Source organism: Actinomadura sp. 6N118 (genome assembly GCF_044326415.1).
GTDB lineage: Bacteria > Actinomycetota > Actinomycetes > Streptosporangiales > Streptosporangiaceae > Spirillospora.
In genome coordinates, this window is the sequence record NZ_JBIRAZ010000007.1 from 359,111 (window position 1) to 372,092 (window position 12,982).

Annotated in this window: 11 protein-coding genes; 5 read left to right on the top strand and 6 right to left on the bottom strand. The window is 70.1% G+C overall.

Annotated features, from left to right (window positions below):
• Positions 1 to 4: 4 nt before the first annotated feature.
• Positions 5 to 1,141, top strand: coding sequence for a glycosyltransferase family 4 protein (locus tag ACH34W_RS20610; RefSeq protein ID WP_395962538.1), 1,137 nt, complete (start codon positions 5 to 7; stop codon positions 1,139 to 1,141).
• Here ACH34W_RS20610 and trxA read toward each other — a convergent pair.
• Together trxA and ACH34W_RS20620 are read right to left on the bottom strand one after the other, a co-directional pair.
• Positions 1,116 to 1,439 (bottom strand): thioredoxin, encoded by a 324-nt coding sequence (gene trxA, locus ACH34W_RS20615; RefSeq protein WP_151558378.1) that lies wholly within the window; start codon positions 1,437 to 1,439, stop codon positions 1,116 to 1,118. The genes ACH34W_RS20610 and trxA overlap by 26 nt on opposite strands.
• 2 nt (positions 1,440 to 1,441) lie before the next feature.
• Positions 1,442 to 2,449, bottom strand: coding sequence for a YbhN family protein (locus ACH34W_RS20620; protein WP_395962539.1), 1,008 nt, complete (start codon positions 2,447 to 2,449; stop codon positions 1,442 to 1,444).
• A gap of 118 nt (positions 2,450 to 2,567) precedes the next feature.
• Between ACH34W_RS20620 and ACH34W_RS20625 the strand changes: the two genes are divergently transcribed.
• From ACH34W_RS20625 to ACH34W_RS20635, 3 genes are all read left to right on the top strand, one after another.
• Positions 2,568 to 3,275 carry a class I SAM-dependent methyltransferase gene (locus ACH34W_RS20625; RefSeq protein ID WP_395962540.1) on the top strand — a complete coding sequence of 236 codons (708 nt, stop codon included), beginning with the start codon at positions 2,568 to 2,570 and terminating at the stop codon, positions 3,273 to 3,275.
• Positions 3,276 to 3,466: 191 nt separating this feature from the next.
• Positions 3,467 to 4,609, top strand: a complete 1,143-nt coding sequence (locus ACH34W_RS20630; RefSeq protein ID WP_395962541.1) for a glycosyltransferase family 4 protein — start codon at positions 3,467 to 3,469, stop codon at positions 4,607 to 4,609.
• Positions 4,610 to 4,649: 40 nt separating this feature from the next.
• Positions 4,650 to 5,717: a sugar phosphate nucleotidyltransferase gene (locus ACH34W_RS20635; RefSeq protein WP_395962542.1), complete on the top strand. Its 1,068-nt coding sequence runs from the start codon at positions 4,650 to 4,652 to the stop codon at positions 5,715 to 5,717.
• A 48-nt stretch (positions 5,718 to 5,765) separates the two neighbouring features.
• On the opposite strand, the gene ACH34W_RS20640 is transcribed toward ACH34W_RS20635, so the two are convergent.
• The 4 genes from ACH34W_RS20640 to ACH34W_RS20655 all read right to left on the bottom strand — a co-directional run bounded on the left by ACH34W_RS20640 (position 5,766) and on the right by ACH34W_RS20655 (position 11,696).
• Positions 5,766 to 8,327, bottom strand: a complete 2,562-nt coding sequence (locus tag ACH34W_RS20640) for a bifunctional FO biosynthesis protein CofGH (RefSeq protein ID WP_395962544.1) — start codon at positions 8,325 to 8,327, stop codon at positions 5,766 to 5,768.
• 142 nt (positions 8,328 to 8,469) lie between these two features.
• Positions 8,470 to 9,423: a LysR family transcriptional regulator gene (locus ACH34W_RS20645; RefSeq protein ID WP_395962546.1), complete on the bottom strand. Its 954-nt coding sequence runs from the start codon at positions 9,421 to 9,423 to the stop codon at positions 8,470 to 8,472.
• 260 nt (positions 9,424 to 9,683) lie between these two features.
• The gene (locus tag ACH34W_RS20650) at positions 9,684 to 10,562 is read right to left on the bottom strand and encodes a DNA-3-methyladenine glycosylase family protein (RefSeq protein ID WP_395962547.1); all 879 of its coding nucleotides are present in this window, start codon (positions 10,560 to 10,562) and stop codon (positions 9,684 to 9,686) included.
• A 171-nt stretch (positions 10,563 to 10,733) separates the two neighbouring features.
• Positions 10,734 to 11,696 (bottom strand): NlpC/P60 family protein, encoded by a 963-nt coding sequence (locus tag ACH34W_RS20655; protein WP_395962548.1) that lies wholly within the window; start codon positions 11,694 to 11,696, stop codon positions 10,734 to 10,736.
• A 261-nt stretch (positions 11,697 to 11,957) separates the two neighbouring features.
• On the opposite strand from ACH34W_RS20655, the gene ACH34W_RS20660 reads away from it, so the two are divergent.
• A complete protein-coding gene (locus ACH34W_RS20660; protein ID WP_395962549.1) occupies positions 11,958 to 12,974 on the top strand; it encodes a substrate-binding domain-containing protein in 1,017 nt (338 codons plus the stop codon).
• The last annotated feature ends 8 nt before the right edge of the window (positions 12,975 to 12,982 follow it).

Below are 12,982 nucleotides of genomic sequence, written 5' to 3' on the forward strand. Positions count from 1 at the left end.
TCCGATGCGGATAGCGATCATCGGCCCGGCGTTCCCCTACAAGGGCGGCGGCGCGCACCACACCACCGAGCTGGCGCACCGGCTGGCCGCGGCCGGACACGAGGTCGCCATCGAGTCGTGGCGCGCCCAGTACCCGGCGTTCCTCTACCCGGGACAGCAGACGATCTCCGAGCCGGAGGGCGAACCGTTCCCCGGCACCCGGCACGATCTCGACTGGCGCCGCCCGGACGGCTGGTGGCGCACAGGGCGTTCTCTGCGCGCGTACGACCTTGTGGTGCTGGCGGTCCTCAGCCCCGTCCAGGTCCCCTCGTACCTGGGGATCCTCGCCGGTCTACGCGGCGGGACGCCTGTGGTGGCGCTGTGCCACAACGTGCTCCCGCACGAGCGCAAGCCGTACGACCGGCCGCTCATGAAGGCCCTACTGCGTCGTGTGAACGGCGTTCTCGTGCATTCGGAGCAGCAGGCCGAGCTGGCCAGGGGGCTGACGACCCATCCTGTCCGCGTCGCCGAGATGCCCGCTCACCTGCCGACTCCTTCAGGTGGCGTCACCGAACGCGCCGGACGTGGGGAAGGCAGCGGACACGAGGAAAGCGCTGGGCGAGAGGCAGGCGTGCGGAACCGGCTGCTGTTCTTCGGGATCGTCCGGCCCTACAAGGGGCTGGACGTCCTGCTCCGGGCGCTGGCCGCGGGTCCCGAGGAGGTCTCGCTCACCGTGGCGGGGGAGTTCTGGGGCGGGCTCGACGAGACCGAACGGCTGATCGCCGAACTGGGGCTGGCAGGGAGAGTCGAGCTGCGGCCGGGCTATGTCCCGGCGGCCGACGTGCCGGGCCTGTTCGAGGCGGCGGACGCGCTCGTCCTGCCCTATCGAGCCGCTACGGCCTCGCAGAACGTGTGGATGGCGTACGAGCACGGGCTGCCGGTCATCGCCACCCGGGTCGGCGGATTCGCCGACCAGATCCGGGACGGCGTGGACGGCCTGGTCTGCGAGCCGGACGATGCCGGCTCGCTGGCCGACGCCCTCAAGCGCTTCTACGCGCCGGGCGAGCCAGAGAGGCTCCGTGCGGGCGTGCGCCCGGTGGATCACGAACCTCTCTGGGCCGCCTATCTGGACGCCCTTACAGGTGCTCGTCGATCAGCTTGAGCAGCGCACGCTTGGGCTTGGCGCCGACGATCTGCTGGACGACCTCGCCGTTCTTGTAGAGGTTCAGCGTGGGCAGGCCCATCACGCCCTGCGAGGCCATGGTGGTCGGGTTGGCGTCGGTGTCGAGCTTGGCGATCGTGAGCTTGCCCGCGTACTCCTGGGCGATCTCCTCCAGCACGGGGGCGATCATCTTGCACGGACCGCACCATTCCGCCCAGAAGTCCACCAGGACCGGGGTTTCGCTCTTCAGGACCTGCTCTTCGAACGTGGCGTCGGTGATGGTAATCGGGGCGGTCACGATCACTCCTTATTCGGCTGCGTACCCGTGACAAGTGTGCCGGGTGCCGGTTCATTCCCACTGTCTTCGTTCCCGTCGCCGGGGCCCTCCTTCACCGGCGCTTTGGGCGGCCGGCCGCCGATGAGCACGGCGAGCCCGGCGTTCACGAGGTCGGCCAGCGTCAGGACCACGCGGGACGCGAGCGCGACCACGATCGGCGCGCCCGCCGGCAGCACCGGCGTCAGCACCAGCACCATGGCCGCCTCGCGGGCGCCGATCCCGCCCGGCGCGATGAAGACCAGGAACCCGGCGACGAAGGCCAGCGCGTAGGCCCCGGTGGCGAGGAACGGCAACCCCGTCCCGTCGCCGCCCACCGCCGCGCACAGCAGCCACAGATGGACGCCGAAGAACACCCAGCCCAGCACCGCCCAGAACACCCCGAGCAACGTCTCGGGCAGGCTGACCGGATGCTCCAGGGACGGCCGCCGCACGAGCCTCAGCAGCGTGTTCAGCGCCCAGGTGACGATCTTCGGGTGCAGGCAGGCCAGCACCACCGGGGCCAGCAGGAACAGCCACCAGTACCGGTCCCGGGCGGCCGCCGAGGTCAGCGGCAGCGTGCTCGCGGCGATCGCCAGCCCGGTCGCCTGCGAGGCGGCCATGGCCAGCAGTGTGGAGCCGAAGCTGCGGGCCCGCGGCACCTCGTACTCGCGGGCGAGCTCCATCTGGGTGACGAGCGCCCACACCTTGCCCGGCACGTACTTGCCGAGCTGAGAGATGGAGGAGATCCGATACATCGCCTTGACCGGGAGCGGCGAGCCGAGCCCGGCGAGGAAGACCCGCCAGCTCAGAATCCACGCGAGGAGCCCGGCGAGCCCGGCCGCGAACGCGCCGAGCAGCGTCGCCACCGACATCTGCTCGAACGCCCGCACGGTGGCGTCCCACTGGTCGATCAGGCTGTACGCACAGAACCCGAGCGCGAGCAGCACAAGAAGCACGCGCCCGATCCGCATCGCCACAGCCTTAGAAATCACGTGCCCAAGGGTAGGCCAGCTCACCTTGCGCTCGGCGCCCTCGCGTCCACCGGCCAGGCCGTTCAGGGCGGCACACCCAGGGCAGTCGGCTTTGAAGCACGCTCTAGAGTGGTCGGCGATGAAACTCTCGGATGTGGTCGCGTTCATGGGGCACCAGGTACATGTCTGCCGGTACCGCGAGGCCGGGACGCTGCTGGCCTGGATGGGCCGGAACCTCGGCGGCAAGCGGGTCCTCGACGTCGCCGGCGGTGACGGCTACTGGGCCGGGCAGGCGCGCAAGCGCGGCGCGCAGGCGGTCTCGATCGACCTCGCGCGCAAGAAGATGGTGTACGGGCAGACGCTCGCGCATCCGCCCGCGTTGATCGAGTGTGACGCGCTGCGGCTGCCGTTCGGCGAGGGTTCGTTCGACGCCATCCTGTCGGTCTGCGCGATCGAGCACTTCGACGACGGCGGCAAGTCCCTCGACGAGATGGCCCGGGTGCTCAAGCCGGGCGGCGAGATCTTCATGTCGGCGGACGTGCTGAGCCGCGCCGACGCCTGGCCCAAACTGCGCGACGCCCACAAGGCCAAGTACCACGTCCAGCACACGTACACGCACGAGACGCTGGCCAAGCTGATGGACGAGCGCGGCCTCGACTTGGTCCGCCACTCCTACCAGTTCCGGACCCCGGCGGCCGAGCGGCTTTACCTGTCGCTGTCGACGTACGGCGGCAAGGTCGGCTTCAACGCCGCCGCCCCGCTCGCGCCGCTGGTCGCCCTGACCGACCGCCGGGCGCCCAACGAGCGCGGGAGCATCGTCTTGATCCAAGCCCGCAAGCGCGCCTGATCCAAGCCCGCAAGCGCGCCTGATATCCGTCCGTCGGCGCGGCCGGCACATCGGCGTGTGCTCACAATTGATATTGATCCGTGTTGGCACGGCGGTCTGACTTCCGATGGGGCACGATCGGCGTAGGCTCTGAAGTGGCGGGGGCTGATCCATGCCGTACGCCGCGAGATCGGGACACAAAAGGGGGCAATGTGGCGCCTCGGATCCTCGTCGATGCCACTGCCGTACCCGTCGACCGCGGCGGGCTCGGCCGTTATTGCGACGGACTGGTCGTCGCTCTAGACCGGCTCGGCGCCGACCTGGCGATCGCCTGTCAGCGCGCGGATGAGGAGCGTTACGGCACGCTGGCGCCGAACGCGCGGATCGTGGCGGGCCCGGCGGCCCTGGCCCACCGGGACTCCCGGCTGGCCTGGGAGCAGACCGGCCTGCCGTACGTGGCGCAGCAGGTGGACGCCGACGTCATCCACCTGCCCGCGTACATCCTCCCGACCCGGGCCGGGCGGCCCACGGTCGTCACGATCCACGACGTGACGGTGTTCGCGGAGCCGGAGATCCACGACCCGGTGCGGTCGACCTACATCAAGTCCGCGACCCGCACCGCCGCGCGCCGCGCCACCCGGCTGATCGCGCCGTCCATGGCCACCCGCGACGAGCTGGTGCGGCTGCTCGGCGCCGACCCCACGCACATCGACGTGGCGTACCACGGCGTCGACCACGACGTGTTCCACCGGCCCGACGAGATCGAGATCAAGAAGGTGTCGGACCGGCTCGGCCTGCACGGCCGTTCCTACATCGCCTATCTCGGGGCGCTGGAGCCGCGCAAGAACGTGCCCAGCCTGATCCGCGGCTGGGCCCGCGCCGTGTCCGACTACCCCGACCCGCCCGCGCTGGTGCTGGCTGGCAGCGGCGGCTGGGACGACGAGGTCGACGCGGCGCTCGCGACGGTCCCGCTCAACCTGAAGGTCGTCCGTCCCGGTTACCTGCCCCGGACCGCGCTGCCCGGGCTCCTCGGCGGCGCGCTCGTCGTGGCGCTGCCCAGCCGGGGCGAGGGCTTCGGCCTGCCCGTGCTGGAGGCGATGGCCTGCGGTGCGCCGGTGCTGACCACGCGCCGCGGCCCGCTGCCGGAGGTGGGCGGCGAGGCCGTGGCCTACACCGAGCCGGACGCCTGGGCTGTCTGCCGCGCGCTCTCCGGGCTGATCGAGGATCCAGCCGGCCGCCGCGCGCTCGCCGACGCGGCCTACGAACGATCGCAGCAGTTCAGCTGGAAGGCGTCTGCCGAGGCGCACATGGCCTCGTACGAGCGAGCCGTCGCAGCACACGCGTCCCCCCGCTAGACCAGTAGGCTCGACCAGACCGTTCGAGGGAGGGGGCCTTGTGGAAGCGATTCTTCTGGTCGGGGGCCAGGGGACCCGGCTGAGACCTTTGACGATCTCCACCCCCAAACCGCTGCTTCCCACGGCCGGGGTCGCCTTCCTCGCCCACCAGCTCGCCCGCGCCCGGGCGGCCGGAGTCGACCGCATCGTGTTCGCGACCTCGTACCGTGCGGAGATGTTCGAGGCGGCGTTCGGCACCAACGCGCACGGCGTCGACCTCGCCTATGTCAGCGAGGTCGAGCCGCTCGGCACCGGCGGCGCCATCCGCAACGCGGCCCGCGCGCTGACCTGCGACCCCGATGAGCCCGTGCTCATCCTCAACGGCGACATCCTGTCCGGCCACGACGTGACCGCCCAGGTGGCCATGCACGAGAAGTCGTCCGCCGCCGTGACCCTCCACCTGACGAAGGTCGACGACCCCTCCCGTTTCGGCTGCGTGCCGACCGATCCCGACGGCCGCGTCGCCGCGTTCATGGAGAAGACCCCGCACCCGGTGACCGACCAGATCAACGCGGGCTGCTATGTCTTCCGCCGCTCGGCGATCGACACCATCCCCGAGCACGAGGTCGTCTCCGTCGAACGCGAGTCGTTCCCCTCCCTCATCTCCTCCGGTGCCGTCGTCATGGGCTACGTCGAGACCGCCTACTGGCTTGACGTCGGGACCCCCCAGGCCTTCGTCCAGGGCTCCCGCGACCTGGTCCTCGGCAAGATCGCCTCATCCGCCATGCCGGGTGAGCCCGGCGAGCGCCTCACCCTCCACGGCGCGATCGTGTCGCCCGGCGCCGTCGTCCGCGGCGGCACCACCGTCGGCCGCGGCGCCGAGGTCGAGCCCGGCGCCACCGTGATCGGCAGCGTCCTGCAGGACGGCGCGTTCGTCGCCGAGGGCGCCACCGTCCGCGACTCGGTCGTCGGCCGCGGCGCCCGCGTCGGCGCCGGCGCCGTCCTCGACGGCGTCGTCCTCGGCGACGGCGCCATGGTCGGCCCCGGCAACGAACTGCGCGACGGCCTCCGCCTATGGCCCGGCATCGCCCTCCCCCCCACAGCCGTCCGTTTCTCCACCGACGCCTGACACCGCACAGCCCGGTAGAGGGGCTCCCCGGTGGGGAGCCCCTCTTTTTCAGCTGGTGAGCAGGGGGAGGGAAAGGCCTCGGCCGAAGTGGCCGACGCCGTCGGTCTTGCGGGCGGCCTCGATGCGTTCGGATGAGGGACGGCCGTATTCGGTCGTCCGCTGCACCGCGGGCCTGCCGGCCGAGGCGGCGATGGCCTCCAGCGAGCTGATGGTCTTGAACGAGCCGTTCTCCGACCCCGCCATGCGGCTGATGGTCTCCTCCATCAGCGTTCCGCCCAGGTCGTTCACGCCACCCTTCAGGACGCGGGCGGCCACCTCGTCGCCCAGTTTCACCCATGAGGTCTGGATGTTGTGGATGGCGCCGTGCAGCAGGATCCGGGCCAGCGCGTGCACCGCGAGGTTCTCGCGGACGGTGGGCCCGGGGCGTGCCAGACCGGCCAGGTAGATCGGCGAGTTGTGGTGCACGAACGGCAGCAGCACGAACTCGGTGAACCCGCCCGTCCGCTCCTGCAGTGAGCGCAGCAGCTTGAGGTGCGCGACCCAGTGGGACGGGGTGTCGACGTGCCCGTACATCATCGTCGACGTGGTCGGGAGGCCCACCTCGTGCGCGGTGGTGACGACCTCGATCCACTGCTCGGTCGGCAGCTTGCCCTTCGTGAGGACCCACCGGACCTCGTCGTCGAGGATCTCCGCGGCCGTTCCGGGGAGCGAGTCGACGCCGGCGGCCTTGGCCTCCTGCAGCCACTCACGGAGCGACATGTCGGTCCGGCTGGCGCCGTTGACGACCTCCATCGGGCTGTACGAGTGGAGGTGGATCTCCGGTGCCCGCTTCTTGACCTCTCGCGCGAGGTCGAAGTAGGCCGTGCCCGGCAGGTCGGGGTGGATGCCCCCCTGCATGCAGATCTCGGTCGCGCCTGCCGCCCAGGCCTGGTCGACGCGGTCGCCGACCTGCTCCAGCGAGAGCGTGTAGGCGTCCGCGTCCGTCCGGCGCTGGGCGAACGCGCAGAACCGGCAGCCCGTGTAACAGACGTTCGTGAAGTTGATGTTGCGCGTCACCACATAGGTGACCTCATCGCCGACCGCGTCCCGCCGCAGGTCGTCGGCGAGCTTGGTGAGCGCTTCCAGTTCCGGCCCGTCGGCGTGGAGCAGCGCGAGGGCCTCGTCGTCGGTGAGGCTGGCGGGGGCGGCCTCCGCCTTCGCCAGCGCCGCCTTGATGTCGGCGTCGAAGCGCTGCGGTGCCGACATCCGGTCCTTCAGGGCGTCCCAGTCGCCGTAGACCTCGTCGAAGTCGTCCCGCCGATCGGTGGTCCGCCCGGTCGTGTCGATCTCGACATGGAGATCCGTGCGCCCGAACGCCTCGAACCCCCCGTCCGGCTCCTGCCACGGCCGTCCTTCCGGCATCTTCTCGTCGTCCGCGAGACCCGTGGAGCGTTCGGCCAGCGCGGCGACGTGCCCCATCATCCGCGGGTCGAGCCACGGCTCGCCGCGCTTGACGTACTCCGGATAGACCGGCAGCCGCTCCCGGAGAGTGAAACCCAGCTCGGCCGTCTTGGCCGTCAGCTCGTCGATCTGCGGCCACGGGCGTTCCGGGTTCACATGGTCGATGGTGACCGGCGAGACGCCGCCCCAGTCGTCGATCCCCGCCCGGAGCATCAACGCGAACTCGCCCCCCACCAGATTGGGCGGCGCCTGGATGCGGGCCTTGGTCCCGAGCACCAGCCGCGCCACGGCGATGGTCGCCGCGAGTTCCTCGGGCCCGGCGTCCGGCGTGGCCCGCATCTTGGTGTCGGGCTTGGCGCGGAAGTTCTGGACGATGACCTCCTGGATCGCCCCGTACTCCCGCATCGTCTTCCTGATCGCAAAGATGGACTCGGCCCGCTCTTCCAGCGTCTCGCCGATCCCGATCAAAATCCCCGTTGTGAACGGCGTATTGGTCCGCCCCGCGTCCTCCAGCACACGCAACCTGACCGCCGGGTCCTTGTCCGGTGACCCGAAGTGCGCCTCGCCCCGCTCGCTGAACAACCGCGTGGACGTCGTCTCCAGCATCATCCCCATCGACGCCGACACCGGCTTGAGCCGCTGGAAGTCGCGCCAGCTCATCACCCCGGGGTTCAGATGGGGCAGCAACCCCGTCTCCTCCAGCACCCGGATCGCCATCGCCCGCACGTACGAGATCGTGTCGTCGTACCCATGCGCGTCGAGCCATTCCCGCGCCGGCTTCCACCGGTCCTCCGGCTTGTCGCCCAGCGTGAACAGCGCCTCCTTGCACCCCAGCGCCGCCCCCTGCCGCGCGATCTCCAGTACCTCGTCAGGGCTCAGGTAAGGCGATTCCAACTTGTGTGGAACGGTCGCGAACGTGCAGTAGCCGCACCTGTCCCGGCACAACCGTGTCAAGGGGATGAACACCCCGCGGCTGTACGTGATGATCCCGGTCCGGCCCACGGCCTCAAGCCCGGAGTCCCGCACGCGCGACGCGTACGTCATTAGATCGTCGAGCTGCGCGCCCCGCGCATGCAGCAGAGTGGTGGCCTCGGAAACATCGAGCGTCTTGCCGTCCCGCGCGCGAGCCAACGCCCGGCGAAGCGCGGAGTCCGTCACACCAGCATCCATGCACGCACTCTATGCCAAACGTCATATTTTTTGTCAGCCACCCCCATCCGGGTCGGCCGGCGTTCCCTACAGCCCACCCGAACGCCGCCCTATTCCCCTGAACGCGTTGGAGATCTTCGAGCGGAGCGTCAGGGGTGGCTGGTCAGGCGGGGCCGCGGATGAGGCTCGGGCGGGCTTTTGCCAGGGCGTCGGCGGACTGGCGGAGGGCCTGCATGACGGCGCGGACGGCGGGGCGGCCGTTGGAGGGGGACTCGGTGCCGGTCCGGGTCCACATGACCATGCGGCGGAGGACGTCGGCTTCGGCGATCTCACGGACGACGATGCCGGGTTCGCGTTCGGCGAGGGCCAGATCGGGGGCGAAGGCGACGGCGCCTTGGGCGATCATCGCGAAGATGACCAGGATGTCGTTGGAACGGTGACGGATGTCGGGGCGGAAGCCCGCCACGTCCACGCAGGTGCGTTCCAGGAGGTCGGAGTGGTTGGTGCCGACGTGGCCGGTCGCCCAGGCGGCGTCGGCGAGGTCTGCGAGGCGGACGGGCTCGCCGCTCGCGGCAAGAGGGTGCATCTCGGGCATGGCGAGCCGCATGTGCTCGGTGATGAGGACTTCGGCGGTCAGCTCGGGGCGGTTGGGGCGGGGGAGATGTGAATACTCGTCCGTCATGACGACATCGATGTCCTGCAGGACGAGTGCCTGGAGGACGCGGCTGAACTCCTCGTCGAGGACGTCCACGCACAGGTCGGGGTAGTCCGTTCTGAGGGCGGGCAGCGCGGGGGCCAGGACGTGGAGAAGGGCTGTTTGGAAGCCCACGACCTTGACGGTGCCTGCGACGCGGCCCCCGGCGGCGACGGTCGCCTCTTCGGCGCGCTGGGCCTGGACGAGGAGAGACTCGGCGTGCTCAGCGAGGACTTCGCCGGCGGTGGTGAGACGCAGGCGGCGGCCGACCTTCTCGACGAGCGGGACGCCGACGTCCTTCTGGAGCTGGGCGAGTTGCTGGGAGACCGCCGACGGGCTGTAGCCGAGGATGTCGGCGACGGCGCCCACGGTCCCGAGCTGCTTGAGCTCGCGAAGTATCCGCAGCCTGCCCAGATCCAACATAGTGAAGCGATTCTTACACATTCCATGCAGAAAAGGTCGCTGGACCTGAAGGTTCCACCCGGGTCAAACTAGAGGCACACCGCGCGGGAACGTCCCAGAGCCCCGGCCAGGGCTCACCCATCACGACCAAAAGGACACTCCCATGCTCACGTTCCTCATCCTCTTCGCCGCACTCGCCGTCCTGGGCCCGCTCTTCGGCGCCGACTCGCGTGACGGCCTCGACTGGGCCCGCAACAACTTCTGGATGCGCCGCAGGCAGTCTAGAAGTGGCGATAGTCACGCACAGCGAGACGCGGCCCGCGTCGCGGAGGCCCGGCGCCGGACGATTCCAGCAGCCGGGTGACCCGGTGCCGGTGTCCCGCGTACGGCTCCAGTAGCTCGAGCATCCCGTCGTCGTCGACCTTGCGGCCGGTGAACGCCCAGCCCACGATTCCGGGCAGGTGGTAGTCGCCGACCGAGACGGCGTCGGGATCGCCGAGAGCCCGCTGCCGGATCTCGGCGGCGGTCCAGACCCCGATGCCGGAGAGCGAACGCAGTTTGGCCTCAGCCGGGTCGTCCTCCAGGCGTTTCGCCACCCGGGCGGCGCCGATGATCGTACGAGCCCGTACCGCCTCCGCACCTGAGCGGTGCCATTCCCACGACGGGATGCGCGCCCACACCTCAGGCGGCGGAGGCACTCGCATGTCCGGGGCGCCGGGCGCGGGCTGCCCGAAGCGCCGCAGGAGGTAGCGCCAGGCGCGCCAGGCCTCCATACCGAGGACCTTCTGCTCCAGCACGCCGGGCACGAGCGCTTCGAAGACCCGGTGGGTACGGCTGATCCGCAGGCCGGGGCTCCGCACGATCAGGTCGCGGAGCAGCGGCAGTTCCGGGTCGAAGTCCTCGGGGGTGTCGCAGGCGCCCAGCAGGTCAGGCAGTCCGTCCAGCAGCCATGCGGCTCCCGGGCCCCACGCCGCAGCCTTGATGACCGATCCGGACTCGCGCAGGCTGAGCGTTCCGGGCCCGTCAGGGGTGAACGAGGCGCGCCAGATCGTGCCGTCGCGGTCGATCCGGAACGCCGGGTCGCCGGATCCGCGCCGGTGCGGCTTCAACGTCCGCCGCACGTCGACCTGCCACGGCGGCCGCCATTCTCGTTCCAACATCGCACCGCAAGTGTGCCACCACCTGCCGACCCGTCAGGCACGCCCCGGGAAGAGCAAAGGCACCCCGGCCGGGGATCGCCCGGCCAGGGTGCCTTCCCTCAGCCCCCACCCAGCCTCCCTTTCAAGGGACAAGCTGCGCTTGGAAGCCTCTTTGATCAGCTTTCTCCGGGGTCAGGCGAAGACGCGGATCGCGTGCGCGGCGAGGTTCTTCTCCGCCGACTTGGTGAATTTGCGGACGTGCACGCTGGTCGTGGTGCGCGGCCACTTGGCCTCGACGATCTTGCCCTTGCCGAGGTAGATCGCGACGTGGGTGGTCTTCCAGCCGTTCTCGCCACCGCCCCAGAAGATCATGTCGCCGCGGCGCAGGTTCTTGTAGGAGACCTTCTCGCCCTTCGTGAACTGGAATCCGGTGGCCGGGCCGATGTCCTTGCCGGCGCCCTTCCAGAACGCGTAGGCCGTGAAGCCCGAGCAGTCGTACCCGTAGCGGTTGTAGTCGTCCGCGCTCTCACGGAAGTGGTTCTTGGGGTTGCCGCAGCTCGGGCCGCCCAGGCCGCCGCCGCCCCAGGAGTACGGGATCTTCTTGCCGGTCTGGGAGAGGGCCGCCGAGATGACCCGCTCGACCTTCTGCTTGGAGGTGCCCTTGGTGGAGCCCTTCACCTTGCGCGCGGCGGCCCGGCTCTGCCGGCCGTGGTGCGCCCCCGGCTGGAGGCAGCGGGGGTCTTCGAAGACGGGCTTGCCGTAGCCGGGTCCGGCCGTCGGCTTGTCGTTGTCACACTTCGGGATGTCCGGCACGAACTTGCTGTAGCCGGTCTTGACGTAGTGGTCGGGGATCCACAGGTTGTCCGTGGTCTTGTCCCAGACGTACGACTCGTAGGCCAGCGTGCCCCAGGCCTGGCACTTGATCTTGATCTTGGTGCCCTTGGGGTACTGCTTGTACGACTTGGCCTTGAGGTCCTTGACCTTCAGGCCGCCGAGGGCGGCGGTGGTCGGGAACTCGCGCGCGGCATCGGCGTTGCTGACGTTCCCAGCGGTTGCGGAATTGTTTCCGGTGCTGAGGACGACGGCGATGAGTGCCGCCGTCGCGCAGGCTATGGCGATCGCCGAAGCGATGATGAGGCGTGCTCGCTGCTTCATGAGGGAGAGCGAACTCCTTTCGGGCGCGCCGAAATTGCCGCCGCGCCCAGCGGGGGGCGAGCGGCTGGTGGATCGCTCCACTGCCGCTCTTATGACAAGCCGGTCGGTCGTCGCCGCCGGCATTACTCGTAATCTTTGGGTGGATCTCTTTCGGTGACTCCTTGGAGGGGAGCCGTAACGATCTTGTCATGACTAATGCGACGGATGAGTGCTTCTGTGGAAAGAACGGCGAATGACCGGTCTGCCGATAGGCCCTCGGCGATGCCCCCGCGCCGTCGCCGGTTGCCCGTCCTCCTAGCGGTCGGCGCCCTTGTCGCCGCTGGCGTCGGCGGTGGAGGAGCCTGGGCGCTCGGTGCGTTCTCCGAGACGTGCAGCGGTGCGCCGCTGGAAGTGAAGATCGCCGCGCAGCCCGAACTCGCCCCGGCCCTGCGGAACGTGGCGGACCGCTTCAACGTGGAGTCGCGACGGGTCGGCGGCCGCTGTATCCGGGCTCAGATCACAGCGATCGCTCCCGCCGACTACGTCCGTACGCCCGCGAACACGAACGCTCAGCGCAGTGACGCGTGGATCCCCGAGTCGTCGCTGTGGCTCGGCGTCGCACGCCGCGCTGGGCACCAGACGGTCCCTGCGGGCGCGCCCTCGTTCGCCACTTCGGCCGTGGTGCTCGCGACCACCCGTCCTGTGGACGCCGAGTTCCGCAACGCCGGCGTGGCGCCCACCTGGCGGCTGTTGCTCGGCCGGAAGGCCAAGGGAATCACGCTGGCACACCGCACGACCGACCCGGCGAAAGGGATGACCGGCACCGTCGCCATGATCGCCCTCGCGCAGGTCCAGAAGAAGCCGGTGAACGGGCGGATCGTCGGTGAGCTGCGGCGCGGCGCGGAGATCACCCCACTGCACGACCTCGCCGGCATGGAACGCTTCGTCCGCCCGCTGGCGGTGACCTCCGAGCAGGCCGTGGTCGCCTACAACGACGCGCACCGGCCCAATCCCGTGGTGGCGCTGCCGCCCCGGGAGGGGACGCTGATGCTCGACCATCCGTTCGCGATCACCGCCCGGGATCCGCTCCGGCACGACGGCGCGGCGGCCTTCCTGTCGGCGCTGGGCTCCCGTTCCGCCCGCGAGACGCTGCAACGATTCGGCTTCCGTACGCCCGAGGGCGCGATGGGAGCGGCGTACGCGCGCGACCACGGCCTCACCGAGACCGCGCCGCGCGTCCTGCGCCTGCCCACCCAGAAGGAGATCGACCAGGCGCTCCGCTCCTGGTCCAGCCGATGACTCCGCTA